The organism is Zobellia alginiliquefaciens (genome assembly GCF_029323795.1).
Classification (GTDB): domain Bacteria; phylum Bacteroidota; class Bacteroidia; order Flavobacteriales; family Flavobacteriaceae; genus Zobellia; species Zobellia alginiliquefaciens.
This window is the reverse complement of sequence record NZ_CP119758.1, coordinates 1-25,945: the sequence shown is the minus strand read 5'-3', so window position 1 is coordinate 25,945 and position 25,945 is coordinate 1. Positions and strand designations below refer to the sequence as shown.

Here is a 25,945-nt window from a genome sequence, read left to right as displayed (position 1 = left end):
GTCTTAAAATAGAGGTAAGGAGTACTGTATCATTTTTATTTATCTTTGGTTCATTCGTGTCTATTAAAAGGTTAGGATTTCCACTATAGATATGAGATGTTTAGATGAAATAGCAATCAACCTAGTAATTTTAGAATACCATGACGAATAACGATAAGTTAACAGGAAAAAACGTTCTCATTACCGCCGGCGCACAAGGAATTGGCGAATCAATTACAAAGCATTTTATTGACAGTGGTGCTAACGTTGCTATTCACTATTTTTCCAGTGCGGATACTGCGAATGAATTGGTAGCCTATGCAACAGGCAAAGGTCAGAAAGCGATTGCCATAAGTGGCGATTTGACCAAAGAGACCGATGCTAATGCAATGGTAGAAAAAACCGTAGAAGTACTTGGTGGCCTTAATATATTGATCAACAACGCGGGTTCTCTTGTTGCTCGCAAAATGCTTGGTGAGATGGAGACTGAATTCTGGCATAAGGTGATGGATATTAATATGACGTCCATGATGTTTGTAACACGTGCCGCAGCTCCTTTTTTGGCTAAAAATGAAAACAGTAGTATCGTAAATTTGGCATCGCTTGCTGGGCGTAAAGGGGGGCATCCAGGGTCATTGGTTTACTCCACGAGTAAAGGTGCTATCTTAACCTTTACACGAGCACTCTCTACAGAATTGGGCGCGCAAGGTACTAGGGTCAACGCTGTTGCTCCAGGTCTTATTCTAGGTACCTCATTTCATAATACACATACCACAAAAGAATCTGCAGCAGAAACAACAGCTGGTATTCCAATTCAAAGAGCAGGTAGTGCGGCAGATGTAGCTCGTGCAGTATTATTTCTTGCTTCTGAATACGATGGTTTTATTACCGGTGCTACATTGGATATCAATGGAGGTGTTTACAACATGTAATCGCCTTTACTGTTCTATAGGATTTGGGACTAAATTGAATGCGCTAAGAAGGCTTATGGAAAACCCGTACTCACTGTGATAATCTATGTTTTATGGTTTTGATTATGGTCTTGTAATACGCAGTGCTATGTGGAACATACTTTTGTGTATGGGCTAGACCCCAAGTTTCTTGAGAAAATTGAATAAGCGAAATTAAAGCGAGGTTTTCTACTTCGCTTTCTTGTTTCTTGAGCTCCTGAAACGGAACTTTTAGTTCACATAAAAATGTGTGGTGATATTCGCAATCCAGTAAATTTTCGGAATGTTGGTGAACCGATTTAAAAACACCTATTTTTTCTAGTGTTTCAGGGGTAATGGTCAGCCCTATTTCTTCCTCAATTTCTCTAACTGCAGAAATTTCAATATCCTCACCGGCACCAATATGTCCGGCAACAGAGACATCCCAGAGAAGAGGGAAGACATCTTTTGTTTTGGACCTTTGTTGAATTAGAACTCGGCCATCCATCGTGTAGAACCAAACATGGACGGTAGGGTGAAACCATCCTTTACGATGTGCTTCGGATTTCATTGCCGTTTTGGTCGTGTAATTTCCGTCGGAATCTAGTATATCAATTAGCTCGTCCATAATAAAAAAGAAACCCTCCTTTTTAGGGAGGGTTATAATTGGTTTTAATCGAAATAACTGAAAGTTTCTCCTTCTTTTATGGTCAAGAGTGTTTCGTAAATCAATTTAATTACATTTTCTACATCATCTCTGTGAACCGTTTCAACTGTGGTGTGCATATAACGCAACGGTAAAGAAATAAGTGCAGAAGCTACACCACCGTTACTATAGGCAAAAGCATCGGTGTCAGTACCCGTAGCTCTGGAAGCCGCCATGCGCTGAAAAGGTATTTTTTTGGCTTCTGCCGTATCAAGGATACGCTCACGTAGTTTATTTTGGACTGCCGGAGCATAAGAGATTACTGGTCCCGAACCTATTTCCGTATGGCCTTGGGTTTTTTGGTCGATCATTGGAGTCGTCGTATCATGGCATACATCTGTTATGATGGCTACGTTCGGTTTTATAGTCTGCGTTATCATCTCTGCACCGCGTAGGCCAATTTCTTCTTGAACGGAGTTGGTAATGTATAGTCCAAAAGGTAACTCCTTTTTGTTTTCGTGAAGCAAACGTGCTACTTCCGCAATCATAAAACCACCGGCACGGTTGTCAATAGCACGACAAACAAATTTATCGTCATTAAGCACTTGGAATTCATCTGGGTAGGTAATAACACATCCTACATGAACACCCATTTTTTCTACTTCTTCTTTGTCCTTAGCGCCTATATCAATAAAAATATTATCTAATTTAGGAGGTGTTTCTTTTCCTTTATCACGTGTGTGAATGGCAGGCCATCCAAAAATACCTTTAACTATTCCGTTCTTAGTATGAATATTGACCCATTTTGAGGGTGCTACTTGGTGATCGCTACCTCCGTTTCTAATTACGTAAAGAAGTCCGTTGTCACTAACATAGTTCACGTACCAAGAAATTTCATCTGAGTGGCCTTCTATTACCACCTTGAATTTGGCGTCTGGGTTAATGACTCCAACAGCTGTGCCGTAAGTATCAGTAATAAAGGTGTCTACATATGGTTTTAGGTAATCCATCCATATTTTTTGACCTTCCCATTCATAGCCCGTTGGAGCCGCATTGTTTAAATATTTTTCGAAAAAATCCAGTGATTTTTTGGTAAGAATTTTCTTTGTAGCCATTAAGTTTATATTTGAATACGAATTTACTAATATTCACTTTTATTTAATAATAAGCAGACCTATTTATCGTTAATTTGGCAAGGCTTTTGTATAATGGCGGTTATGAAAAAAACACTCTTGTTTTTATTTTTTGTCCACTTTGTATTTTTGGGGTATACCCAGGTAGAAGAACAACCATTGGATTCGGTAACGGAAAAAATGATTATTGTTGAAGGTGATTCTATTTTTAGAAATTCTATAGACCTCGATGAAGTATATCTTTTTGGAAAACTAAAGTTCAGTTCTTATAGGGATAAATTGCGATATTATATTCTGCGCAGAAAGACCTTAAAAGTATATCCGTATGCCAAGTTGGCCGCTGAACGTCTTGAAGAGTTAAATGATAGCATTACCAAAATAAAGAAAAGAAGACACCAGAAAAAGTACACCAAGGAAATTCAGAAATTTATTGAAGAAGAGTTTTCCGAAGAGTTAAAAAAATTAACCCGTACCGAAGGTCAAATTTTGGTAAAACTAATCTACAGACAGACCGGAGAAACTGCATTTGAGTTGGTAAAGGAGCTGCGTAGCGGTTGGCGTGCTTTTTGGTACAATACTACGGCCAGTATGTTTAAAATAAGCTTAAAGGAGCGGTTTCAGCCGGATCAGGTGCATGAGGATTATCTCATAGAGGATATCCTGCAAAGGGCGTTTGCCGAGTTTAAATTGGAACGTCAAGAATCGGTTTTGGATTATGACTACACGCAGCTAAAGAATAAGTGGGGCAACGCCGGTAAAGAGAATTAAGGGCGAGTTATTTGATACTCTTCTTCCCGAACAGGGATTCCATAATCAGCTTTAAGCTATAGAAAGCCATACCAATAGCTGCAATGGCAAAAATAAATCCCAAAATAAGAACAGGCCAGTATAAAGGGTGACCCTCATTTTTAAATGCCTGGTAAATAACACCTGGGGCCAAAAACATGAGAGCAATGGTATAGGCAATATGTTTAAGGCCTTTTACGAGTAAGTTTTTATCGGTTCTCTTCTGAGACATTTTGGGTGCTCTTTTAAAAGTTTTGAGGGATAAAGTTATTCAATTGTGATGGATTTGTCGAAAGTTTGGCAGACCGCAAAATACCCTAACGCAAAATTTTCCTGGTCCACAACGTCCGCTAAGTTGTCTAAGTCTGACAAGTCTTCAACATCGGTTACATTAAAGATGTTTCCTTGCACTGTGGCCGATGGGGTTTGAAAAGGGCCTTGGTCACCACCGGATTGAACAATAAGTTGATTCATATAATTGTAAAAAGACCTATCCACACCAATAATGCTTATGTCTATTTCCATTCCGTCTTTGACATCGTCATCATAAAAATAGGAGAATTCAAAGGTGCTTCCTGGGTAAAAAGTATCTTCGGTAACTAGATATTCATTAAAATCAAAATCGAATAGATAAAAATCTGTTCGGTTGGGTTGGTCGTCAAACGCTACAATTATTTCAGTTTCTTCTCCCGAAAAAAGAGTAGCATCGCCCTGTACCAGTTTTCTAATGGGAACAGATGGTACATAAGTGGTTCTGGCCGCATATTTAGAGTCTTCATATTCCATATAAAGAACTAATTCGCCAGAGGTCATAAAATCTATAGTGGTTTGACTTTGATATACGCCGCTACCAATAAAAGTCTCAAAGAGTGCTATGGTCTCCTCAGTTTCAAGATTGGTTATGCTAATTTGTTCAAGTTCCGCAGGCTCTATGGATTCAAAAAAGTTACTTGAAGCGCTTACCTTCACCTCGGCATAATAGGTAGAAGAAGCCTGAGTGGTGTCTATTCGCATTAACGCATCTACGGTAAGCCTAGACTTATCCGTAGGAACGTCTACATCTATAACATCTTCACAAGCTGTAAAAATAAGGAACATACAGAGTATATATATCAATTTTTTCATAGCCTTAAAATTTAAAATTATAGGTTACCGCAGGTACAACACCAAAAATAGAGGTACGGACCGCTTCATTGACCCCAGTATCTTCGTTACGACTAAAACTTATGGAAGCCGCATTCCTGCGGTTGTATACATTGTAGATACTAAAGACCCATTCGGTCTGCCATTTTCTATTTCTATTCTTTTTTGGGGTTAGCGTGGCAGAAATGTCCATGCGGTGGTAAGCGGGCAATCGCTCTTCATTTCTTAGGCCGTAATAAGGAACGGTCAATCCTTGAAAGTTGAATTGACCAATAGGGTAATTAGTGGGTTGTCCGGTCTGGAAAACAAAATTGGTATTGAAATTCCATTTTTCATTAAGGTCATAGCTGCCGTAAAGAGATACATCATGGGTTTTATCATAAGGTGTGTTATACCATCCTCCTGCGTTAATTCCACTTTCTTTAAATGTAGTACCGTCATTTAGCTCAACGGTTCTTCCAGGTGTTCTTTGTTCGGATTTTGATAGGGTGTACGCCAGCCATCCCTGAAATTTTCCTTCGTTTTTTCTAAATAGAAATTCTAGCCCGTACGCCCGTGCTTCTCCATTTAAGATAACCTGTTCAATAGCATCATTGGCTATTAAGTTAGCGCCATCTATATAATCAATCCGATTTTCAACGTTCTTATAAAAAGCTTCTGTTTCAATGGAATACTCACCTTCTTTGAAATTTTTAAAATACCCTATAGCATACTGGTTCAAAAGTTGGGGTTTAATGAACGGTCCGCTAGGTGTCCAAACATCCAGTGGAGTAGGGGAACTTGTATTGGATAATAAATGTAAGTATTGTGCCAAGCGGGTGTAGCTAGCTTTTACTGAACTTGTGTTGTTAATGGTGTAGGCTAGGGAAATACGGGGTTCTAAATTATTGAAAGTTGCCAAGCTGCCACTTTTCTTTACACTATAGGTATCGATAACGAGTCCTTCTTGGTACACATTTAAAACCGGGTCAAAATTAACGGGACTGTCATTGAAATACACATTTACTTCATCTTGACCTAAACGAACAAAATTACTAAAACGAAGTCCGTAATTAAGGCTCAGGTTTTTTGTAATATCATGCTCAACATCAATGTAAGCGGCAAACTCATTTGCATATTTTTGGGTTAATTGCTCTTCAACAATGCCTGAATCTTCATTACTGGGCTCTATTTTACCAGGGTTAAAGCGATAATAAATATTGTTGAGGCCATAATTGATTTGAAACTTGTCGTTCACATAGTGTTTCAAGTCGTACTTAATATTGAAATTTTCAATGCCTGAGTTCCAATCGAAACCTACAAAGTCTAATTTTAGACCGTAATAATAATTCGAATAAATTAAAGAAAGGTTGGAAAAGAGTTTGTCCGAAAACAAGTGATTCCATCTGAAATTTCCAACGGCATTTCCATAGGTGTTCACAAAACTATCGCTAATACTAAAAACATCACGACCAAAATACCCCGATAAGAAAATACTGTTGTTATCATTTAGATTGTAGCTTAGTTTGGTGTTCAGGTCGTAGAAGTATGCCGTATTGTCCACGTCAAAAAGAGGTAGGAACAAATGGGCATATGAGGCACGACCACCAACTAGAAAGGCTGCTTTATCTTTTTTAATGGGACCTTCAACCAACAAACGGCTGGCCACGGCACCAATACCACCGTTTACCTTAATTTTTTTACTATTGCCCTCTTTCTGAAAAATATCAAGAACGGAAGAAACTCTTCCGCCATACCGTGCAGGGATACCTCCTTTGTATAATTTGATGTCTTTTATAGCATCTGGATTAAAAACCGAGAAAAATCCGAATAAATGCGAAGAGTTAAAAATTGTAGCTTCATCTAAGAGAATTAAATTCTGGTCTACCGCTCCGCCACGAACATTAAAGCCAGAGGAGCCTTCGCCGGCATTGGTTACGCCCGGTAGCAAAAGAATGGATTTGATAACGTCTGCCTCTCCTAAAATAACGGGAATTTTTTTGATTGTACCCACGGAAAGAGAGTTCACGCTCATCTGAGGTTTGCGCACATCCATTTTCTCAACATCTTTGGTAACTATAACTTCTTGCAATTGTTCCGCGGACTCTTGTAACGAAAAATTCATTTTTTGGTCCGAATCCAAAGTTATGGTCTGGACAATATCTTGAAAACCCAAGTAGGATACTTGTAGTTGGTATTCGCCCTTTGGAATAGTTATGGAATAAAACCCATATTCATTTGTGGTAACACCCGTTTGTAGTTCGGGAAACGCAATAGTAACCCCAATAAGGGTTTCGTTACTGGAGGCCTCGGAAATGGTTCCGCTTAAAGTATATCGCTCTTGGGCGTATGTAAATATGGAAAAAAGAAGGAAACCTGATAAAATGACCTTTTTGAGTGGGTTCATCTAAGAGAGCAATTTTTGATAAATGTAATTAGAAAAACGCCCATAGGGAAAACGTTAACAGTATTTTAGAATGAAAAAGCCCCTACATCTGTAGAGGCTTTTTTTCTATCTTGAAAATATAGGAATTAGAGTGTGTCTAAAATAGAATTGAAAGTTTGGCTCGGTCGCATTGCCTTGGCTGCCAGCTCTTGGTTCGGCTTATAGTAACCACCAATTTCCTGAGCCTGCCCCTGAGCCTTTATCAACTCATCTATAATTGTTGACTCTTGACTTTCAATAGCTTCATAAACCTTTTTGAAAGTTGCTTGTAGCTCTGCATCTTTTGATTGGTTGGCTAAGGCTTCTGCCCAGTACATTGCCAAGTAAAAATGACTTCCTCTGGTATCTATTTCCTTTACCTTTCTTGAAGGTGATTTATCATTGATCAAGAATTTTTCGGTTGCGCTATCCAAAGCATCACCTAAAATTCTAGCTTTTTCGTTTTCGTTCTTTTCTCCATAAAAATCCAATGAAACGCCAAGGGCAAGGAACTCTCCTAAAGAATCCCATCGTAAATGGCCTTCCTCTAAGAATTGCTCCACATGTTTTGGCGCTGAACCACCCGCACCAGTTTCAAATAGACCTCCTCCGTTCATTAAAGGAACGATAGAAAGCATCTTAGCACTGGTTCCAACTTCAAGAATCGGAAAAAGGTCGGTTAGGTAATCTCTAAGAACATTTCCTGAAACAGAAATAGTGTCTTTCCCTTCTTTCATTCTAGCAAGTGTAAACTCGGTAGCTTTCTTAGGAGAAAGAATACGAATGTCTAACCCGGCCGTATCGAAGTTGGGTAAATAAGCATTCACTTTTTTAATAAGCTCGGCATCATGTGCACGGTCTTCATCTAACCAAAAGACTGCAGGATCATTGGTGGCTCTAGCTCTTGAAACGGCTAGTTTGATCCAATCCTGAATAGGAGCATCTTTTACTTGGCACATACGCCAGATATCGCCCGCTTCAACAGTATGTTCTTTTAATGTTTCCCCAGAATTGGTATCAACCACCTTTACGGTTCCGGCTGTACTAATTTCAAAAGTTTTATCATGAGAACCGTATTCTTCCGCTTTTTGGGCCATTAGACCTACATTGGGGACCGTTCCCATAGTTGTTGGATCAAAAGCACCATGTTCTTTACAGAAATCAATGGTTGCGGAATAGATTTCAGCATAACTGCTATCCGGTATAACCGCTTTTGTATCTTGAGGTTTACCTTCTGCGTTCCACATTTGACCCGAGTTACGGATCATTGCGGGCATAGAAGCATCAATAATAATATCGGAAGGTACATGAAGGTTGGTAATACCTTTATCGGAATTTACCATGGCCAAATCAGGCCCTTCGTTTATAGCTTTTTGAATATCCGTTTCAATTGCTTCTTTCTGGTCGGCAGGTAAATCATTAAGCTTGGCGAACAGATTTTCCAGCCCGTCGTTAGCACGGATACCGGCCTTTTTAAAAGTATCTGCATATTTGTTGAACACGTCCGCAAAGAAAACTTCAACTGCATGTCCAAAAATAATGGGGTCAGAAACTTTCATCATTGTAGCTTTCATGTGAAGCGAGAACAATACGCCCTGATCTTTGGCATCCTTAACCTGTTCTTTAAGAAATGCAACAAGAGCATTTTTGCTTAAAACGGTAGCATCTATAATTTCACCTTCTAAAAGAGATATCTTTTCTTTAAGAACAACGGTATCACCATTATCCTTTGCCAATTCTATTCTTACATCTGTTGCAGAAGGCAATGTCAACGATTTTTCGTTGGCTTTAAAATCACCATGGTCCATGGTGGCCACATGAGTTTTGGAATCGGAACTCCAAGCTCCCATTGAATGTGGGTTTTGTTTTGCGTAGTTTTTTACGGCTCTAGGTGCTCTACGGTCGGAGTTTCCTTCTCGTAACACTGGGTTTACCGCACTACCTTTAACTTTGTGATATCTGTTTTTTATGGCCTCTTCCGTTTCGTTGGTGGGCTCGTCCGGATAATTAGGTAAATCATAACCTTTATCCTGAAGTTCTTTAATGGCTTCTTTAAGTTGAGGAACTGAAGCACTAATATTGGGAAGCTTAATAATATTAGCTTCTGGTTTTTTAGCCAAAGCACCTAACTCTTCCAAGTCATCTGCTATTTTTTGGTCTTCTTTAAGAAAATCGGGGAAAGCGGCTATAATTCTTCCTGCCAAAGAAATGTCTTTGGTCTCTATAGTAATGTTGGCAGTTTTAGTAAATGCCTTAACAATTGGTAAAAATGATTGCGTAGCTAAAGCCGGAGCTTCATCTGTTTTCGTATAAAATATTTTGGACATGTAAGGAAAGGTTTAATTTAAGCGGAGCTAATATACGATTTTATGTATTCTTGTGAGCATAAGATAGGAGGTTGTTCTTCGCTGTTTTGCATAGATAGGTTTTTTAACAAAAACATTGCGAATAAAGAAAAAAAAAGGCAAAACAAAAGCCATATCATTGTACATGTACATTGATATGGCTTTTTAGAAACTGATATAGCAAACTTTCTTCCCTGTTCTTCCGACAGATCGGCAACCATTGATTGCATTCGCATCACAATTTCCGCGTTTGAGATGAATTGTACTTAATTATCGAACCAAGCTACAATTGATATCTCTTCTCATTGTTTACACAATCTTTGTGCATATTTCGTCGACTTGCGTCTGTTGAATATTTACAAATATGTTCACATAATCATTTCTCAAAAAGCGACAGCCTTTTGTTGATATGTTCGTTTTGCTAAATGGCGTACTTTGAAATACATCTTTAAACATTTATAAAACCTAAACAATAATATAAAGAACGCTAACTCTATAACAATTTTCAAATCTATCTTCGACAGATATTTTCTTCTATTGTTTTATAAATGTAGGAAAAATGATTCATGTCACCAAAATATTTAACATATTAGTAATCAACATGTTGTAAACTTTGGTTGTTAACAATTGTTTATAACGCAAAAATCCCGCTATTGCGGGATTTTTTAATATGATGTATGTGCGGCTTAAGAACGAACCTCTTTGATACGTGCTTTTTTACCGGTAAGGCCTCTAAAGTAGAAGATACGAGCTCTACGTACTTTACCTTTCTTATTAACTTCAACCTTCTGTAGGGCTGGCATGTTTATTGGGAAAATACGCTCTACACCAACTGTACCTGACATTTTACGGATTGTAAAAGTCTCGGTAGAACCAGAACCTCTTCTTTGGATAACAACACCTCTAAAGAACTGAGTACGTGTTTTTTCACCTTCCTTAATTTCATAGTACACAGTAATAGTGTCACCAGCTGAAAATTTTGGAAATTCTTTTTTTGGAACAAACTCGTCTTCTACGAATTTTAATAATTCTTCCATAATATTTTATTAATGAAAAATGATTACGTTATGGTCAACATTCACGATTTTCGTCAGAGGTTGATTTAACAGGGTGCAAAAATAGTGTTTAATTTATAATAGACAACCTATTTTGTTGAATTTTTGCAGTATAGCGTGTAGGTAATTTTATTTTAATAGATCCGGTCTACGTTCTTCTGTTCTTTTTTGCGCTTGATCTTCCCTCCATTTTTCAATTTTAGGAAAGTTGCCGCTCAAAAGTATATCCGGTACTTTCATTCCTTTATATTCTGATGGCCTAGTGTATACGGGAGGAGCCAATAGGTCATCTTGAAAGGTATCTGTAAGAGCGGATGTCTCATTGTTGAGAACACCAGGGATTAACCTAATAACAGCATCGCAAAGAATTGCCGCACCTAATTCCCCTCCGGAAAGGACATAATCTCCAATTGAAATCTCACGCGTAATATAGGCATCCCTTATTCTTTGATCAACTCCTTTGTAATGACCACAAAGGATAATGACATTATTAAGTAAAGACATGCTGTTGGCTATTCTTTGGTTTAAAGTTTCACCGTCCGGTGTCATATAGATGACTTCGTCATAGTCCCTTTCCGCTTTTAAAGCTGAAATACACTTGTCAATAGGCTCTATCATAAGAACCATACCGGCTCCGCCACCAAATTGGTAATCGTCTACTTGGTTGTAGCTTTTGTCCGTATAGTCTCTTATGTTGTGCATATGCACCTCAACAAGACCCTTGTCAATAGCTCTTTTTAAAATAGATGCTCCAAACGGACTTTCTAGCAATTCGGGCAAAACGGTTATAATATCAATGCGCATTTTAAACTTGGACTATAAATTGGTGGGCCAAAAGTAGTGAAAAGCGTGCGAATCTTTTTGCCAACCTAGCTTTTCGTAAAGCTTTTGTGCGGGATTATCAACTGCGGTTTCCAAAGCTAGACCTTTATACCCTTTTTTAATACAGAATTCCTGTGCTCTGGTCAATAAAGCGGCACCAATTCCTTTCTCCCGGCTGGATTCATTTACATAGAGGTCATTCAATATGTAATAGCTTTTCATGGAAACCGAAGAAAACGTAGTGTACAACTGCGTGAAGCCTACAGGTTGTGCATCTGCAAAAGCAATGAAAACAATAGATTCAGATTTAGAAATCCGTTCTTTTAAAAATAAACGGGCGGCATCTATATCGGAACTTTGGTTATAAAATACTCTATACTTATCAAACAGTGGTGCTAAGACAGGAATATGAGATTCGTCAGCTTGTATTATTTTCATAATGACCTATAAAAAAAAGCTCCGTGAGGAGCTTTTTAAGTTATTTCTGTTTCTTGTATTTGTTTATCTCATCTTGTAGCTGCCTACTAATTTTTTGCTCTCTTTCTAAAGCCCTTCTGCGGTGGTCTTCATACTCGGTTTCAAGTTCGGATAAATTAGTCTTGGCTTCTTGCGTTAATATATTACTGTTTCTAAATCTATAGATAAAGAAAAGTAATAATGCTAAAAGAGAAAAGATAACCGTCCAAAGGATACCATTATAGGTGCTTTTTGCAACCATAATACCTAAGAAAGACATACTATCTTTCTCTTCGGTTACACCTGCAAGGTTATTGGTGGTTTCTTCTAGCTTTTTGTTTAACGAACCTATGGTAGATTCATGACCTCCAATAGTAGCCTTCAGTTCGCCGACCCTTTTATTGTATCCTTTTAAGGAGTCAAGAACGTTTTGACGAAGTTTTTCTAAAGATATCGTGCGAACAACTTCATACTTCTTTCCATCTGAACGGTAATTACCGGATTTGGTGAAAATAAATTCAAATTGACTATCTATGGCCCCTTTATCAAGAGATAACTCATCTTGAGTTTCGTCCTCTTGGGCAAATTGTAGGTTATATGCTAATAAAGCCGTTATAAGTAACAGGATTCTAAAGCCTTTCATGTTAGAGTGATTCTTTGAATTAATGAATTAGAGCCGACTAAAGTAATTCAATAATATCAATTAATAAAAGAAATCAAGGAGAAGGTTGCTATTAGGTAGGAAATACCTTCAAAAAAGTAACAAACTTATCCTTGTAACCCTTTGAAAATTAATAATATGTATACCGTCTTACTTTTGCCATGTATTTAGCTAAACGAATAACTTGGTGTGAATAACCGTATTCATTATCATACCAAATGTAAAGTACAACATTCTTTCCGTTTCCACTAACAATGGTGGCATTACTATCATATATAGAAGGTGCATTTGTACCCACAATATCCGAAGATACCATTTCCTTGCTTAGGGAATATTTTATTTGCTCCACCAAATCTCCTTCCAAAGCATATTTTTTAATGATGGTGTTGATACCGTCCAAGGAGGTTTTATTTTTTATCTCTAGGTTTAAAATGGCCAGGGAGCCATTTGGAACGGGAACCCTAATTGCATTAGAAGTAAGTTTGTCCTTTAGCTCTGGCAGAGCTTTGGCAACGGCAGCGCCTGCCCCGGTTTCTGTTATTACCATATTTAAGGCTGCAGCTCTTCCGCGTCTGTGTTTACTATGCATATTGTCTACCAAATTTTGGTCGTTGGTATACGCATGAATAGTTTCCAAGTGTCCTTTAACGATACCTAGTGAATCTTCAATAACGCTAAGAATTGGCGTAATGGCATTGGTTGTACATGAGGCTGCAGAAAATATTCTGATGGCGTCAGGATCATACGTTTTATGATTGACACCATGAACAATATTAGGTACTTCCTTGCCTGGAGCAGTTAACAAAACGCTGGAGGCACCTTCTGCTTCTAAGTGTCTTTCTAGCTCTGTTTTGGTTCTGAAAGCGCCCGTGTTGTCAATGATAAGGGCGTCACTAATTCCATATTGACTATAATCTATTTTTTCCGGACGGTCTGCGCTGATCATATGAACGGTAGTTCCGTTTATAATTAGAGCATTATTCTTAATATCCGTTTCTACGGTGCCTGAAAATTTGCCGTGAACGGAATCTATACGTAATAGATTTGCCCTTTTCTCCAAGATTTCACTGTTTCCGGCATTTCTGGTTACAATGGCTCTTAAGCGCAACTGGTTACCTTGTCCGGTTTTGGCCATAAGTTCCCTTGCTAAAAGTCTGCCTATTCTTCCAAATCCGTAAAGAACAATGTCTTTTGGTTTCAGGGGGGCGGACTCGTTAGCGTCCTTAAGTTTGTCAAACACAAAGGTTTTTATATCCGTCTGGTGATTGTCTTCTGAGTGGTACTCGTAGGTAAGTTTACCAATGTCCAATTTAGCAGGAGGCAATTGAATGTCGTTAATGGCCCTTAAAATTTCCGTCGAGTCGAAAATGGAAATCGGTTTTTGGACAAATTCACCTGCATACTCGTGCAGGTTTATAATGTCACTTACATTCTTGTCTATCACTTGATTTTTAAAAAGTACAATTTCGATAGTCTTATCGTACCAAAGATCGCTTACCAGTTTAATGAATTCGGTGGTAGCTTTTCTTCTGTCAGCTTGGAAGGCTAACTCTTTTTCGTAAGAAGCGTTGGATTTCATGTATACAAGTTGAGTTATATTTTGATATAAAAGTAGCCATTTAGTGTTGTTTGAAACTATTTAAAGCAAAAAAACACCCCAATTGGGGTGTTTGTATTAAAAAACTTGCACTAATTATTGAAAAATAAGACGCTCTCTTTCTCCTTTTTCGTTAATCATGGTGATGCTCGTTTTTCCATATCTAGAAATACTTCCAAAAAGATTTCTTGCTTCTTCAATATCGTTAATTTCTTTGTTGTCTACAGACAACAAAACCTTTCCTTCCAATCCGTATCCACGGTAGGTTTCGGGTACACCAACTATTTTTACACCTTGTTTGGTCTTGAATTTCTTTTTGTCGTCTTTACTTAGATTTTTTACTTCAAGGCCCATTACCGGAACAATAACAGTCTGTCTCTTCTTTAACAATACAGGCACCGTAAACTCTTCGCCATCTCTAGCTATGGTTACCTCTACAGTATCATCAGGTCTTTTGGCGGAAAGATACCCCGTAAGATCCGCAAATTTCCTTACTTTAATATTATCCACTTTTTTGATAACATCTCCTTCTTGTAATTCTGCTTCTTCCGCACCTGTTCCTTCTTCAACGCCTGAGATGTAAACACCGTCAATCTCGTTCAATCCCTTTTCAATGGCGTATGGCGTATTGGTATTTAAGGTTTTAATCCCTAATATTCCTTTTTGAACATTTCCATACTCAAGAATATCGTCTACCACTTTTTTGGCAATGTTACTAGGTACTGCAAATGAATAACCCACATAACTACCGGTTTGTGAGGTGATTGCAGTATTGATACCTACAAGATCTCCATTGGTATTCACTAATGCACCACCACTGTTCCCAGGGTTTACTGCGGCATCAGTCTGTATAAAAGATTGGTTTTTACCCAAATCACGTGCTTTAGCACTTACAATACCCGCTGTTACGGTAGAAGTTAGGTTAAACGGATTACCAACGGCCAATACCCATTCTCCAATTTTTACGTCATCAGAATCGCCAAAAGCTAAATATGGAAGATTACTTTCGGCATCTATTTTTATAAGGGCAATATCAGAATTTGGGTCCGTACCAATAAGTTCTGCATCATAGGTCTTATTGTTATTAAGTGTTACCTGTAACTGATTGGCCTTGCTAATAACGTGGTTGTTCGTTACAATGTACCCGTCCTGTGAAATAATAACTCCAGAGCCTGTTCCTACTTGGGGCCTTTCATTTCCGCCGCTTCCATAGAAAAAATCCATAAGGCTATGTGGCGTTCTATTAATGGTAACATTTTTAACGTGCACCACTGCGTTTACCGTATTCTCTGCGGCAACCGTAAAATCAACTTCATTAATTCCGGCTCCTTTGGCAGAAGTAGGCGTTAAGCTCGTATTGAAAACCGAGTGTCCTTCGTCCTGTGAAATAACCGCATAGTTCGTATTTTCAAAAAATAATTTGTAGCTGCCCAATGTGATTGCTCCAGCAAAGAGGGCGATTAAAAAGGTACTGGCAATTTTTTTCATGTTATTGTTTTGTTTAATTCTTTTGATATGTTAAAATTAGTCGTTTTTTAGGCGCCTTATATTTGCTTTAACTACTCTTTAACTGCTAAATATATCTTAATCCCTACTATTTCAGGTTGCTAAGTTGCAGACCGAACGCGTTATTTCCGATAGGGATAAAAGCCTATATTTGTGTCTTTAAATAATAGTATGACACTTAGTTTTTACAAATACCAAGGCACCGGAAACGATTTTGTTCTTATCGATAATCGACAATTACAGTTTCCCAAAAATGATACCAAACTAGTAGCGTCCCTGTGCGACCGAAAGTTTGGCATAGGTGCGGATGGCCTTATACTTTTAGAAAATGACGAACTGTCAGATTTTAAAATGGTCTATTACAACGCTGACGGCCGTGAGGGCAGTTTGTGCGGTAATGGTGGCCGGTGTACCGTGGCATTTGCCAATTTTTTAGGTGTTATAGATAAAGATACCGTTTTTAATGCTGCAGATGGCAAACACCACGCTACCATTAATGATGGTATCGTAAGCCTACAAATGCAGGATGTATCTGAGATTAAAGAAAAACCCGGGTATGTTTTCCTAGACACAGGTTCGCCACACCACGTGCAAATGGTGAAAGGTATACAGGATTTTGGTGTTTACAAAGAAGGTAAGAAACTGCGCTACGGACTTTATGGGGAAACAGGAAGCAATGTTAACTTTGTTGAAGTTTTGGATGATGATACTTTTGCCGTCCGAACGTATGAAAGAGGGGTAGAAGATGAAACCTTGTCTTGTGGAACTGGAGTTACGGCGGTGGCCATTGCCATGCACAACTCCGGAAAAACGACTGCAAATTTAATTAAGATAAATACCCAAGGTGGTGAACTGCAGGTGGAGCTAACTAAAAAAGAGGGCGTTTATAGTCAAATTCATTTAATTGGACCTGCGAAACAAGTTTTCAAAGGGGAGATAGAATGCTAAACTTAAAAGGTAAACATATATATCTTAGGGCTCTGGAACCAAATGATTTGGACTTCCTTTATGAGCTGGAGAATAGAACTGAAATTTGGGAAATAAGCGGAACCACGGCACCGTACTCCAAACATGTGCTAAATCTCTATTTGGAGAATGCGCACAGAGATATTTATGATGTTAAGCAATTGCGACTGTGTATTTGTAACACCGAAGGTTCTACGGTAGGACTTATTGATTTATTCGATTTTGACCCCAAGAATTTAAGAGCGGGAATAGGAATTGTTATCCTGAATACCGAAAATAGAAATAAAGGAGTAGGAGCGGAGGCTATTTCATTGGTGTCCGACTATGCGTTTAAAGTATTGAATCTTCATCAGCTCTATGCAAATGTTATGGAGGGGAACGACCCCAGTATTCATTTGTTCAAAAAGATGGGATTTAAAGAGGTAGGCATAAAAAAGGACTGGATTTTTACCGAGGGAAAGTATAAGAATGAAATTTTGTTTCAAAAAATAAATACCTAATGTATATAAAACGTATTCTATTAATTATTGTGATTGCCGGTCTTATCGGAGGTGGAATTTTTGCCTATACCGTCTATAACGCCATTTTTGCGCCTAACACCAGTTTTGAAAACAATGAGGCCTATCTGTATATACCCTCAGATGCGGATTTTTCGGAAGTACGTGAGTTGGTAGCTCCTCTTCTTGAAAATATGGAATCTTTTGAACAAGTGGCCCAGCGTAAGGGGTATATCTCAAACATAAGAGGAGGGAAGTACGCTATTAAAAAAGGTGCGAATAATAATGATATCATAAACTCCCTACGTAGTCAGAACATTCCGGTTAAGGTTGCTTTTAACAATCAAGAGACCATAGCAGACCTTGCAGGGAGGATTTCCATGCAAATAGAACCGGATAGTTTAGCACTGTTAGAAGCTTTTACCAGTGAGGAATTTTTAAAAGTGAATGGTTTTAATAAAAATACGCAACTGGCAATGTACATTCCCAATAGCTATGAATTCTTTTGGAATACATCTGCCGACGAATTTAGGGAACGAATGTTGAAAGAGTACAATCGTTTTTGGACCGATGCCCGCCTAGAAAAGGCAAAAGCTTTGAATCTTACCCCGGCCGAAGTAATCACTTTAGCTTCTGTAGTGCATAAAGAAACGGCAAAAGTAGATGAAAGACCCAGGGTTGCAGGTGTATATCTGAATCGTTTGCGAAGAGGAATTTTGCTGCAGGCAGACCCTACGGTAATCTATGCGATTAAAAAACACACAAATAATTTTAATGCAATAATTAAGCGGGTGCTGTATAAAGATTTAGAATTGGACTCTCCATATAACACCTATAAGTATGCAGGTCTCCCCCCGGGACCGATAGCCATGCCGGATATTACTGCTATAGACGCCGTTTTGAACCCAGAGAAGCACGATTATCTTTACTTTGTAGCCAACGTAGAAAATTTCGGATATCACAAATTTGCCAAGACTCTGGCCCAGCACAACCGTAATAAAGCACAGTATGTCCAGTGGATAAATGCCCAAAAAATCAAGAGATAGGCATTTTATCCCATCTTTAGTACTTGTTAACTAAAACGGTATACTTTTAACAAAGTCTTCTAATTTACAACATTAAAACGGACTTATCTTTGCCCCTCGAAATCTAAGCAGGTTAAATTTTCGTAAGTCTTAGGTAAATATAATGTATGAGAAAGTGGCTAAGTTTATCAAGCCCCCTGATCATTACCTTTATTTTATTGAGTTACGGTTTTGAATCTAAACAGGTGAAGGTGCCGGAAACTCTTAAAGTAAAACAACCTACTGAAGTTTTGTTTCCCAAAAACAAAACTATGCATGCAACGATATTGTTGGCTCCGCCTTTTTTAGGGAGCTCCTATATCGGTTTTAAAGAAGCTCTAGCGTTTAAAGAATCGCAGGGTAACTATTTTACAACAAATACGCTCGGGTATTTGGGAAAATACCAGTTTGGTATCGGTACCTTACAGCTTATGGGTGTTTATAATGCAACTCGTTTCTTAAACGACCCTGTGTTACAAGAAAGGGCTTTTCACACGAATATTGCCCGTAACAAATGGATTCTACGTAGAGACATTGCCCGTTTCGTTGGAAAGCGAATAGGTGGTATTGAGGTTACGGAATCTGGAATATTGGCCGCGGCCCATTTGGCCGGTGCAGGTAACGTAAAGAAATATTTACGTTCTTGGGGAGCTTTCGATGTATCGGATAGCTACGGAACCAACATTGCAAAATACATGAAAAAGTTCTCGGGATATGATATATCATATGTTTTGCCAAAGCGAAATCCTAAAGTATAAATAGGACCTGATTAAGATTTAATTTACATATGAAAGTGGACAAGCCCCAATAGAAATATTGGGGTTTGTTTTTTATTCGTAGGCGGTTTCAGAGCGAGTTTTAAGATTGAGAGAGATCCTGTTCTGTTGTAAGCTTATATTGAATGAAGTTGTAAAAAATCCTTTAAAATTATATCAATCCGTTTTTTCCCGAATCCATACGTTGTTTGATGAATACCCTTCTTTGATGTTTTTTTTATAGAAACCTTACCGGCAATCATCGTTAATTTCAATCCAGTATCCATTTGGGTCTTGAAAATAAACCTGCTTTATTCCGTCTTGCCGAACGTAATCTCTATTAGGGCTATCGATCCAATCAGTGTAGTTAATATTAGATGATTGTAGGTACGCTACAAATGAGGTAAAGTCGGCCGTTGTTAAAGCAAAATGAACAGCTTTATTTACTTTTATTTGAAAATCCGGACGTGGAATAAGGTGAAGTTGATTTTTTCCTCCAATAGATAGCCACCTTGTTTTTGAATTAGAAGCTGTATTCTTGATTTCTTTAAGTTGAAGTACTTTTTGGTAGAACTCAAGAGATTCGTTAACATCCTTTACAGAAAGAGCAATGTGATCGAATGAAAAAGTAACCATTTATAAAATTGAATTTTGCTTAAATATATGATTTTTTATATTGTATTATAGGTGCTTTTTAATGGATAATTGAGATTAAATGCCTGAAGGCCAGTTTCAAAATTAAATACGGTTTCTTTTGGAGTCTCGTTGGCTTGCCTGGGGTTACATCTTCATTTCTATTGGATACTTGAGTTAAGAATAATTTTACAGTTACTTGTGAAACAGCACTTGATTCTAAGACAATAGCAGTGTTAGGTTTTATTTTAGCTAGGTTTTGTTTCCGTTTCACTGGAATATCTTTCAGAATAGATATCAAATTCAATCCGTTCTGATCGGTATATAGGGTTGCCAACTCCGTGAACCGCCCCATTTTTAATTTAGACAGCTTCTTCTCCAGAAGGTGAAGGAAGGATTAAAAATTGAACTTCTGGGTAATCGGACATTCCGTTCATAAGCACTTTTGTAATCTGGGAATAATATTCAAGTCTAAAACTGAATTCATCAAATATGCTTCCTACCGGTTCAAGGTTGTCATTTTGAGAATAGATATTTGGAACAGAGGATAAAAGCCCAAATATTAATATTAGCAGTCTGTTTTTCATAGTTTAAGGCAACTGGCTACTTTTATTTTTTGGAACTAATGAACCCTTTGAGGAGTAATTCCATACCCCATTTCATGAGTTCGGTGGATTCACTATTGTTTAGACCGCAGACATCTTTGGTAACTATCAGGGGTTCTATTCCCATTAAAACCGTAAGTAGGTTAGAAAGGTCCTTTTTTTCTTTCTGCGTGTATTCTGTTCCTTCAAAGACTAGTTGTAAAGTTTTTTTTCTTCGTGCACCTCTTTTTGGGGTGGGAGTACTTGAGTCCAAAACTGTGCTAATGTATTTTCGAAATAACTTTTCATGCGCTATTGCCAGGGTGTTGTAGTAGTCCTGGATTTCAAGAATCTTGTTTTCTAGAGTTTTTCCCTTAAGATTTTCAAAAATTGTTTCGGAGCTTTTTGTGTTGACATCCAGTCCGGCCTCTGCTGCTAATATGTCTACATTGGAGAAATATCTATAAATTGTTGCCCTAGAAATACCAGACCGTTTAGCAATATCTTCAAGATTAAATTCTAATCCGTTGTTTAAAAAATATTGGGCACTGATTAAGATCTTACTTCTGGTTTCAATTTTTTGATTTGTCCTTCCGGTTTTGATGTAATCATTTTTCATAAGACAAATATCTCATAAAATTTGGACGAAAAAAAATTAAAACCTATGTTTGTGAGACTAAAATCTCATAAAATGAAAAAAAATAAAACGAAATGGGTACTTGGGCATAAGGTAACACCTCATGAAACTACGGGAGACTATGATCTTATGGTAGGGGAAACACCAGCTAAAGTACAGGGTCCGCCACCACATCTACACAACTCTTTTAAAGAATCTTTTCTGATTATTGCGGGGGAAATGGAATTTATGGTAAATGGTCATATAGCAATTGTAAGGGAAGGAGAGTCAATGGACATTCCTCCAAATACTTTGCATACGTTCGCAAACAATAGTGAAAACCCGTGCAAGTGGGTAAACATTCATAGTCCTAAAGGGTTTAGGAGTTTTTTTGAGAAAATGGGGGTTTGTGAAAATGAAGAAAATGCAATGAACAAATCACTTACTCCGGAAATCATTAATAAAGTGATGGCAACCGCCGCGGAATATGATATGATAATAAAGGTTTAAGTACAGCTTGTTGCTAACGCTGCCTTTGTTTTATGGTTTTTGTTTATTGTTAATCTTTCAAAACGCTCTTTATTTGATTTATATCGCCATCAATTGATTTTCGAATTTCTAATCCTAAAATCTCACACATTAATGGATAGATATAAATGTTTTTTATCGCAGGTATTTCATAGCCGTCTTTAAAGGCTGGGCCATTGGCATAAAATATTCCATGCATTTCTTTGTATTTGCTATCATAACCATGAACTCCAAATGTTGCAACACCCTCTTCGGAAAGAGCGTTTTTACGTTTTTGATTCCAAAAATGATAACCGTAATCTGGTATTAATTGGATTGCACCCCAATTTTTATTTGTTGGAATGTATTCAAAACCTGGTGTGTTTTCGGTTCTATAAGCTTTGAAGTTATTTTCCTTTTGTCTTAAATAGAGTAGTGCCGAATCTATTTCAACCTCTTTTTTTGGATGAATATATACTATGGTACCATTTTCAATTGTCATGAATAAGTCATCGTTTTCGATAGAATCTATAGGTATTATTTTATTGGTGGACTGATTTCCCATGCCATGATCAGAAACGATGATAATATTTACTGGAAGATTAGTTTCTGATACTCTATTAAACAGATCGCCTAAATTTTTATCTAATTCAAACAATGCCGTTTTTAGTTTTTCGTCATCATTAGTACCATAATCGTGTCCAACAATATCCATATCACCAAAATATAAAGTGATTAAATGCGGTCTACTTTTCTTATTCAAGTTCAACCAATGTATGGTTTGATTAACGCGTTCCTCATTTTTAACTCTATGGTCAAATGTATAAAAGTATGTGGGGCTGATTCCCTGAATATTGGCCTCGGTTCCCACGAAAAAATAACTGGCGGTTACGATATTTACTTTATTTGCCTCAACCCAAATAGGTGAACCTCCATAAAAACTGCCGTCTTCGGCCATTTTAGGATTTCTCTTATTGAATAGTATGTCTTTTTTATAGTCATAAAATATATTTCCTATTATTCCATGTTTGTCAGGATAAAGTCCTGTAGCAATTGTATAATGGTTCGGAAAAGTTTTATTTGGGAATGAAGGTATTAATGATGCAGACTTAACACCATTTTTAATGAATGAACTCAAATTGGGTGGGTTGTATTTTTCAACATAATCCCAGCGAAAACCATCGAGCGAAATTAATATTAAGTAAGGTTTTTTTTCGGCAACGCTTGAATTTGTTTTCGTAATAGAAAGAGGTGAACGTATTATTCTTCTATTACAGGAAAACAATAATACCATTCCTATGATAAAAACAGTTATTATTATGTTCCGTTGTTTCATTTGTGTAAGAAGCTCTTATTGTTTTGCTTTTTATTTTTTTGTTCCAAAGCTAAATCCCAAAGATTTTGCGGACTTCATAAAAATACACAAACCTTTCGATGAAGCTCGAAGCCCGTATTGTTTATAGGTTGTGTTGTGCATAGGCTTTTCCCACATTGTATGTCCATTTCATAGTATTCTGATTCCAAAAAACTGGTCGGACAAAATTAAAATCGAACTTACCACCATCGTAATTATTGTTGTCCAAAAATTGAATTTCCAATTCAGTTCGTATTTCTTAGATATTTTAAAAACCATAAAAAATAAAAGCCCAGAAACGATGATTGATAATGTAAAAAGTCCAATTCCTAAAACTTCGCCAATTCGCCCTTCGTCATTTGGCTTGATAAAATTCATTAGTCCGGCTAATAACCGCATATATAATGGGACGAATAATGCGGGGTAGATATATTTATGCCAGCCTTTTGTTCTGAGAATTATAAATATTAGTATTGCTTGAAAAATGGTAACTATTGGTCCAGATGCGGAAATTAAAATTTTATGCCATTCCATCCGTTCCTGACCGTCTATTGCAGATACAGAATTTAGTCTCATTATAGATTCATAACCTAAAGATTCGCTGGTAAACCAATGCGTAAACTCGTGAATAACCCAGGTAAATATTACCGCCAGTATTCCAGCCAGAATGTATTTTAGGGTTATTTTTTGGTTAGTCATCTGATAAAACTATTTTTTTTGAGCTTATGCACAACAGCTATATAGAGCAACTAGTTGCTTTATATGGCTTATAAGTATACCAAAATACTCCTTTTTAAGTACCGTTTTGAATATGAGGTCGTAAAAGAGAAAAATTGACTTAAAGTCTATGAAAAAAGAATACTAATATAGGCTGCTGCCCAAAAAAATGAGGGTTACCCTTGTATAATAAAAATGGCCGGTCTTTTGTGAAGTGACTCTACTTTGGTGCGCTTCCAGTCGGCAATGGTTTTGGTCAGAATATATTCCGTTGGTAGTGTTACATCGCAGGCTACACATACTCTGGTGTTGGGGTGTAGGGTTTTGAGCAACTCTGCAAAAAGCTTATCGTTTCTATAGGGTGTTTCAATGAACAGTTGAGATTGTCCGTAATCTTTACTTAGTTTTTCCAATCTTTTAATGGCACTTTTACGCTCAGGGCCGTCAATAGGCAGGTAGCCGTTAAAAGCAAAGCTCTGGCCGTTCATTCCGCTTGCCATAAGGGCCAGTACAATAGAGGAGGGCCCTACTAGTGGCACCACCTGAATATTTTTATCGTGAGCAATTTTTACCACGTCCGCACCGGGGTCAGCAATACCGGGGCAACCGGCCTCAGATAAAATGCCTGTATTGAAACCGTCTAAACAGGATTGTAAAAAAGTGGGTATTTCTTCAGGTTCGGTATACTTGTTCAGTACGGATAAATGAAGATTGGGTTGTGATTTTCTAGGGCTTATCTTTTTTATAAACCGCCTTGCCGTTTTTTCATTTTCAACAATGTAATGGTCAATTTGCTCAACGGCCTGTTTTATAGAAATGGGTAAAACTTCTAGGGGTTCGTTATCACCTAGTGTAGTAGGTATTAAATATAACTTTCCCTGGTTTTCCATTCTGTTGGCCATAATAATCGAATTAGAGTTTTTTGGCAATTGATGTACATGCGGTATCTATTAGCTGATATACCTTTTCAAAGCCATTATCGTCCCAATAGGGATCTGGCACTTCAATAACAGTCAAATCAACCTCCGTAAGTAATAATTTTACTTTGTTAGTGTCCTCTGGAGTCTCGGCCAATTTTAAGATGTTATTAAAATTACTGAGGTCCATAGTATAAATTACATCAAATTTTTGAAAATCCGATTTTTGAAATTGTCTACATTGCTGGTTTTCGATGTGTAGCCCATATTTGCGAGCAACGGCAATGGATCTAGGGTCTGGCGGATTGCCAATATGGTAGCCTCCGGTTCCTGCAGAATCTACAAAAACCTTTTTTGGGTCCACTTTACTTTGTAAAATGCCTTCCGCCAATGGTGATCGGCAAATATTGCCCAAGCATACCATTAGAACGTTAGTTTTCATATGTGTTTAAGAAAATTTCTTGGTAAGGTCTTCAATGTATTTTCTGAACTGCTTATCCGTTTCTGCCAAGTTGTCTACCGTTTTGCAAGCGTGTAGTACCGTAGCATGGTCTCTCTTTCCTATTTGAGAGCCAATGCTGGCCAATGAGGCTTTGGTAAATTTTTTGGCAAAGAACATAGCCAATTGTCTGGCTTGTACAATGTGGCGCTTTCGTGTTTTGGACTGAAGCGTCGCTACATCCATTTCAAAGTAATCGGAAACTACTTTCTGAATATAATCTATAGAAACTTCACGTTTGGTATTCTTCACAAACTTCTCAACTACTTGCTGAGCCAGTTCTATGGTAACTTCCTTTTTGTTGAAAGAAGATTGCGCTATTAAAGAGATAATGGCACCTTCTAGTTCACGAATATTACTTTTAATATGCTTTGCTACATATTCTATAATATCTTCGGGCATTTCAACGCCGTCTCTATATAATTTGTTCTTAAGAATAGAGATCCGTGTTTCGTAATCAGGATTTTGAAGCTCTGCCGATAGTCCCCATTTAAAACGAGATAACAACCGCTGCTCAATATCCTGCATGTCTACGGGAGCTTTGTCCGAGGTTAAAATAACCTGCTTGCCGTTTTGGTGCAAATGATTGAAAATATGGAAGAAAACATCTTGTGTTCCGGACTTTCCGCTTAAGAACTGAACATCGTCAATAATAAGCACATCTATCAATTGGTAGAAATGAATAAAATCGTTTCTGGTGTTTTTCTTTACGGACTCTATGTATTGTTGTGTAAATTTTTCAGCTGAAATATAAAGAACGGTACGCTCTGGATATTTGTCTTTGATCTCAACACCAATGGCATGGGCCAAATGCGTTTTTCCTAAACCAACACCTCCAAAAACCAATAACGGATTAAAGGATGTACCTCCAGGTTTGTTAGCTACGGCCATACCCGCCGATCTTGCCAAACGGTTGGAGTCTCCTTCTAGGAAATTATCAAAATTATAGTTGGGATTAAGCTGAGATTCTATTTTTATGTTTCTGATACCCGGAATCACAAAAGGATTCTTTAGCTCAGGGTTTTTAGATTTAATAGGCACATCCATTTCTTGCGGACTCATTGTAGCTCTGTTGGAGCTAGGAATCTTTTCCGTAAATGGTTCTTTGTTGCCGTAGGTGTTTTCCATTCTAATGATGTACACCAGTTTTGCGGTCTCACCCAATTCTTTGGTAAGAGCAACTTTTAGTAACTTTACATAGTGCTCTTCTAGCCATTCATAAAAGAATTTACTGGGCACCTGAATACTCAAAGCATTATCGGATAACTTAATTGGTTTGATCGGTTCAAACCAAGTTTTGAATGCCTGCGGTTGAATATTGTCTTTAATAAAAGTTAAACAATTGTTCCATACGGAAATAGCAGTAACACCCAT

General features: G+C 37.6%; 27 protein-coding genes. 7 read left to right on the top strand and 20 right to left on the bottom strand.

The genetic code is table 11. The annotated features are described in order from the left end of the window. Positions 1 to 140: 140 nt before the first annotated feature. On the top strand, positions 141 to 911 hold the full coding sequence (locus P0077_RS00135; protein WP_276167159.1) for an SDR family NAD(P)-dependent oxidoreductase: 771 nt from the start codon (positions 141 to 143) through the stop codon (positions 909 to 911). A gap of 70 nt (positions 912 to 981) precedes the next feature. Here P0077_RS00135 and P0077_RS00130 read toward each other — a convergent pair whose 3' ends face one another. Beyond that, the gene (locus P0077_RS00130) at positions 982 to 1,536 is read right to left on the bottom strand and encodes an NUDIX hydrolase (RefSeq protein WP_276167158.1); all 555 of its coding nucleotides are present in this window, start codon (positions 1,534 to 1,536) and stop codon (positions 982 to 984) included. Between the two features lie 44 nt (positions 1,537 to 1,580). After that, positions 1,581 to 2,669 (bottom strand): M42 family metallopeptidase, encoded by a 1,089-nt coding sequence (locus tag P0077_RS00125; RefSeq protein ID WP_276167157.1) that lies wholly within the window; start codon positions 2,667 to 2,669, stop codon positions 1,581 to 1,583. 102 nt (positions 2,670 to 2,771) lie between these two features. Between P0077_RS00125 and P0077_RS00120 the strand changes: the two genes are divergently transcribed. Then, complete coding sequence (locus P0077_RS00120) at positions 2,772 to 3,455, top strand: DUF4294 domain-containing protein (protein WP_276167156.1); 684 nt, start codon at positions 2,772 to 2,774, stop codon at positions 3,453 to 3,455. 7 nt (positions 3,456 to 3,462) lie between these two features. On the opposite strand, the gene P0077_RS00115 is transcribed toward P0077_RS00120, so the two are convergent. The 10 genes from P0077_RS00115 to P0077_RS00070 form a co-directional block, all read right to left on the bottom strand. After that, positions 3,463 to 3,705 (bottom strand): DUF6095 family protein, encoded by a 243-nt coding sequence (locus P0077_RS00115; RefSeq protein ID WP_276167155.1) that lies wholly within the window; start codon positions 3,703 to 3,705, stop codon positions 3,463 to 3,465. Positions 3,706 to 3,740: 35 nt separating this feature from the next. After that, entirely contained in the window at positions 3,741 to 4,598 is an 858-nt protein-coding gene (locus P0077_RS00110) for a DUF4249 domain-containing protein (RefSeq protein ID WP_276167154.1), read from the bottom strand. Positions 4,599 to 4,602: 4 nt separating this feature from the next. Then, positions 4,603 to 7,002 (bottom strand): TonB-dependent receptor, encoded by a 2,400-nt coding sequence (locus P0077_RS00105; protein WP_276167153.1) that lies wholly within the window; start codon positions 7,000 to 7,002, stop codon positions 4,603 to 4,605. A gap of 125 nt (positions 7,003 to 7,127) precedes the next feature. Beyond that, positions 7,128 to 9,347, bottom strand: a complete 2,220-nt coding sequence (locus P0077_RS00100) for an NADP-dependent isocitrate dehydrogenase (RefSeq protein WP_276167152.1) — start codon at positions 9,345 to 9,347, stop codon at positions 7,128 to 7,130. Between the two features lie 704 nt (positions 9,348 to 10,051). Beyond that, positions 10,052 to 10,402: a 50S ribosomal protein L19 gene (gene rplS / locus P0077_RS00095; RefSeq protein WP_194527718.1), complete on the bottom strand. Its 351-nt coding sequence runs from the start codon at positions 10,400 to 10,402 to the stop codon at positions 10,052 to 10,054. 147 nt (positions 10,403 to 10,549) lie between these two features. After that, on the bottom strand, positions 10,550 to 11,224 hold the full coding sequence (trmD, locus tag P0077_RS00090) for a tRNA (guanosine(37)-N1)-methyltransferase TrmD (RefSeq protein WP_276167151.1): 675 nt from the start codon (positions 11,222 to 11,224) through the stop codon (positions 10,550 to 10,552). A 12-nt stretch (positions 11,225 to 11,236) separates the two neighbouring features. Then, entirely contained in the window at positions 11,237 to 11,680 is a 444-nt protein-coding gene (locus P0077_RS00085; RefSeq protein WP_276167150.1) for a GNAT family N-acetyltransferase, read from the bottom strand. A gap of 40 nt (positions 11,681 to 11,720) precedes the next feature. Beyond that, positions 11,721 to 12,341 (bottom strand): tRNA (guanine-N1)-methyltransferase, encoded by a 621-nt coding sequence (locus P0077_RS00080; protein WP_276167149.1) that lies wholly within the window; start codon positions 12,339 to 12,341, stop codon positions 11,721 to 11,723. 148 nt (positions 12,342 to 12,489) lie between these two features. Continuing rightward, positions 12,490 to 13,938 carry a glyceraldehyde-3-phosphate dehydrogenase gene (locus P0077_RS00075; protein WP_276167148.1) on the bottom strand — a complete coding sequence of 483 codons (1,449 nt, stop codon included), beginning with the start codon at positions 13,936 to 13,938 and terminating at the stop codon, positions 12,490 to 12,492. A 114-nt stretch (positions 13,939 to 14,052) separates the two neighbouring features. Next, positions 14,053 to 15,444, bottom strand: a complete 1,392-nt coding sequence (locus tag P0077_RS00070; RefSeq protein ID WP_276167147.1) for a S1C family serine protease — start codon at positions 15,442 to 15,444, stop codon at positions 14,053 to 14,055. Between the two features lie 189 nt (positions 15,445 to 15,633). Here P0077_RS00070 and dapF point away from each other — a divergent pair, with 189 nt between their 5' ends. From dapF to P0077_RS00050, 4 genes are all read left to right on the top strand, one after another. After that, positions 15,634 to 16,410: a diaminopimelate epimerase gene (dapF, locus tag P0077_RS00065; RefSeq protein ID WP_276167146.1), complete on the top strand. Its 777-nt coding sequence runs from the start codon at positions 15,634 to 15,636 to the stop codon at positions 16,408 to 16,410. Next, entirely contained in the window at positions 16,404 to 16,928 is a 525-nt protein-coding gene (locus P0077_RS00060; protein ID WP_276167145.1) for a GNAT family N-acetyltransferase, read from the top strand. The genes dapF and P0077_RS00060 overlap by 7 nt, the downstream gene beginning before the upstream one ends. Next, positions 16,928 to 17,971 (top strand): endolytic transglycosylase MltG, encoded by a 1,044-nt coding sequence (gene mltG / locus P0077_RS00055; RefSeq protein ID WP_276167144.1) that lies wholly within the window; start codon positions 16,928 to 16,930, stop codon positions 17,969 to 17,971. The genes P0077_RS00060 and mltG overlap by 1 nt, the downstream gene beginning before the upstream one ends. Positions 17,972 to 18,117: 146 nt before the next feature. After that, entirely contained in the window at positions 18,118 to 18,747 is a 630-nt protein-coding gene (locus P0077_RS00050) for a hypothetical protein (protein WP_194527709.1), read from the top strand. A 246-nt stretch (positions 18,748 to 18,993) separates the two neighbouring features. On the opposite strand, the gene P0077_RS00045 is transcribed toward P0077_RS00050, so the two are convergent. The 3 genes from P0077_RS00045 to P0077_RS00035 all read right to left on the bottom strand — a co-directional run bounded on the left by P0077_RS00045 (position 18,994) and on the right by P0077_RS00035 (position 20,580). Continuing rightward, positions 18,994 to 19,380: a VOC family protein gene (locus tag P0077_RS00045; protein WP_276167143.1), complete on the bottom strand. Its 387-nt coding sequence runs from the start codon at positions 19,378 to 19,380 to the stop codon at positions 18,994 to 18,996. A 359-nt stretch (positions 19,381 to 19,739) separates the two neighbouring features. Then, complete coding sequence (locus tag P0077_RS00040) at positions 19,740 to 19,964, bottom strand: hypothetical protein (RefSeq protein WP_276167142.1); 225 nt, start codon at positions 19,962 to 19,964, stop codon at positions 19,740 to 19,742. Between the two features lie 22 nt (positions 19,965 to 19,986). Beyond that, the gene (locus P0077_RS00035; protein WP_276167141.1) at positions 19,987 to 20,580 is read right to left on the bottom strand and encodes a TetR/AcrR family transcriptional regulator; all 594 of its coding nucleotides are present in this window, start codon (positions 20,578 to 20,580) and stop codon (positions 19,987 to 19,989) included. 72 nt (positions 20,581 to 20,652) lie between these two features. Here P0077_RS00035 and P0077_RS00030 point away from each other — a divergent pair, with 72 nt between their 5' ends. Next, the gene (locus P0077_RS00030) at positions 20,653 to 21,087 is read left to right on the top strand and encodes a cupin domain-containing protein (RefSeq protein ID WP_276167140.1); all 435 of its coding nucleotides are present in this window, start codon (positions 20,653 to 20,655) and stop codon (positions 21,085 to 21,087) included. A gap of 49 nt (positions 21,088 to 21,136) precedes the next feature. Here the strand turns inward: P0077_RS00030 and P0077_RS00025 are convergent, their stop codons facing one another. From P0077_RS00025 to dnaA, 5 genes are all read right to left on the bottom strand, one after another. After that, complete coding sequence (locus P0077_RS00025) at positions 21,137 to 22,420, bottom strand: alkaline phosphatase family protein (RefSeq protein WP_276167139.1); 1,284 nt, start codon at positions 22,418 to 22,420, stop codon at positions 21,137 to 21,139. Positions 22,421 to 22,588: 168 nt separating this feature from the next. Continuing rightward, complete coding sequence (locus P0077_RS00020; RefSeq protein WP_276167138.1) at positions 22,589 to 23,137, bottom strand: hypothetical protein; 549 nt, start codon at positions 23,135 to 23,137, stop codon at positions 22,589 to 22,591. A 194-nt stretch (positions 23,138 to 23,331) separates the two neighbouring features. Next, positions 23,332 to 24,057 (bottom strand): SAM-dependent methyltransferase, encoded by a 726-nt coding sequence (locus P0077_RS00015; RefSeq protein WP_276167137.1) that lies wholly within the window; start codon positions 24,055 to 24,057, stop codon positions 23,332 to 23,334. Between the two features lie 10 nt (positions 24,058 to 24,067). Further along, a complete protein-coding gene (locus P0077_RS00010) occupies positions 24,068 to 24,514 on the bottom strand; it encodes a low molecular weight protein-tyrosine-phosphatase (RefSeq protein ID WP_276167136.1) in 447 nt (148 codons plus the stop codon). Positions 24,515 to 24,520: 6 nt separating this feature from the next. Beyond that, positions 24,521 to 25,945: a chromosomal replication initiator protein DnaA gene (gene dnaA, locus P0077_RS00005; protein ID WP_276167135.1), complete on the bottom strand. Its 1,425-nt coding sequence runs from the start codon at positions 25,943 to 25,945 to the stop codon at positions 24,521 to 24,523.

Coding starts and splice junctions, on each gene's coding strand:
- P0077_RS00135 (WP_276167159.1), top strand. CDS start 141: ATGACGAATAACGATAAGTTAACAGGAAAAAACGTTCTCATTACCGCC.
- P0077_RS00130 (WP_276167158.1), bottom strand. CDS start 1,536: ATGGACGAGCTAATTGATATACTAGATTCCGACGGAAATTACACGACC.
- P0077_RS00125 (WP_276167157.1), bottom strand. CDS start 2,669: ATGGCTACAAAGAAAATTCTTACCAAAAAATCACTGGATTTTTTCGAA.
- P0077_RS00120 (WP_276167156.1), top strand. CDS start 2,772: ATGAAAAAAACACTCTTGTTTTTATTTTTTGTCCACTTTGTATTTTTG.
- P0077_RS00115 (WP_276167155.1), bottom strand. CDS start 3,705: ATGTCTCAGAAGAGAACCGATAAAAACTTACTCGTAAAAGGCCTTAAA.
- P0077_RS00110 (WP_276167154.1), bottom strand. CDS start 4,598: ATGAAAAAATTGATATATATACTCTGTATGTTCCTTATTTTTACAGCT.
- P0077_RS00105 (WP_276167153.1), bottom strand. CDS start 7,002: ATGAACCCACTCAAAAAGGTCATTTTATCAGGTTTCCTTCTTTTTTCC.
- P0077_RS00100 (WP_276167152.1), bottom strand. CDS start 9,347: ATGTCCAAAATATTTTATACGAAAACAGATGAAGCTCCGGCTTTAGCT.
- rplS (WP_194527718.1), bottom strand. CDS start 10,402: ATGGAAGAATTATTAAAATTCGTAGAAGACGAGTTTGTTCCAAAAAAA.
- trmD (WP_276167151.1), bottom strand. CDS start 11,224: ATGCGCATTGATATTATAACCGTTTTGCCCGAATTGCTAGAAAGTCCG.
- P0077_RS00085 (WP_276167150.1), bottom strand. CDS start 11,680: ATGAAAATAATACAAGCTGACGAATCTCATATTCCTGTCTTAGCACCA.
- P0077_RS00080 (WP_276167149.1), bottom strand. CDS start 12,341: ATGAAAGGCTTTAGAATCCTGTTACTTATAACGGCTTTATTAGCATAT.
- P0077_RS00075 (WP_276167148.1), bottom strand. CDS start 13,938: ATGAAATCCAACGCTTCTTACGAAAAAGAGTTAGCCTTCCAAGCTGAC.
- P0077_RS00070 (WP_276167147.1), bottom strand. CDS start 15,444: ATGAAAAAAATTGCCAGTACCTTTTTAATCGCCCTCTTTGCTGGAGCA.
- dapF (WP_276167146.1), top strand. CDS start 15,634: ATGACACTTAGTTTTTACAAATACCAAGGCACCGGAAACGATTTTGTT.
- P0077_RS00060 (WP_276167145.1), top strand. CDS start 16,404: ATGCTAAACTTAAAAGGTAAACATATATATCTTAGGGCTCTGGAACCA.
- mltG (WP_276167144.1), top strand. CDS start 16,928: ATGTATATAAAACGTATTCTATTAATTATTGTGATTGCCGGTCTTATC.
- P0077_RS00050 (WP_194527709.1), top strand. CDS start 18,118: ATGAGAAAGTGGCTAAGTTTATCAAGCCCCCTGATCATTACCTTTATT.
- P0077_RS00045 (WP_276167143.1), bottom strand. CDS start 19,380: ATGGTTACTTTTTCATTCGATCACATTGCTCTTTCTGTAAAGGATGTT.
- P0077_RS00040 (WP_276167142.1), bottom strand. CDS start 19,964: ATGAAAAACAGACTGCTAATATTAATATTTGGGCTTTTATCCTCTGTT.
- P0077_RS00035 (WP_276167141.1), bottom strand. CDS start 20,580: ATGAAAAATGATTACATCAAAACCGGAAGGACAAATCAAAAAATTGAA.
- P0077_RS00030 (WP_276167140.1), top strand. CDS start 20,653: ATGAAAAAAAATAAAACGAAATGGGTACTTGGGCATAAGGTAACACCT.
- P0077_RS00025 (WP_276167139.1), bottom strand. CDS start 22,420: ATGAAACAACGGAACATAATAATAACTGTTTTTATCATAGGAATGGTA.
- P0077_RS00020 (WP_276167138.1), bottom strand. CDS start 23,137: ATGACTAACCAAAAAATAACCCTAAAATACATTCTGGCTGGAATACTG.
- P0077_RS00015 (WP_276167137.1), bottom strand. CDS start 24,057: ATGGCCAACAGAATGGAAAACCAGGGAAAGTTATATTTAATACCTACT.
- P0077_RS00010 (WP_276167136.1), bottom strand. CDS start 24,514: ATGAAAACTAACGTTCTAATGGTATGCTTGGGCAATATTTGCCGATCA.
- dnaA (WP_276167135.1), bottom strand. CDS start 25,945: ATGGGTGTTACTGCTATTTCCGTATGGAACAATTGTTTAACTTTTATT.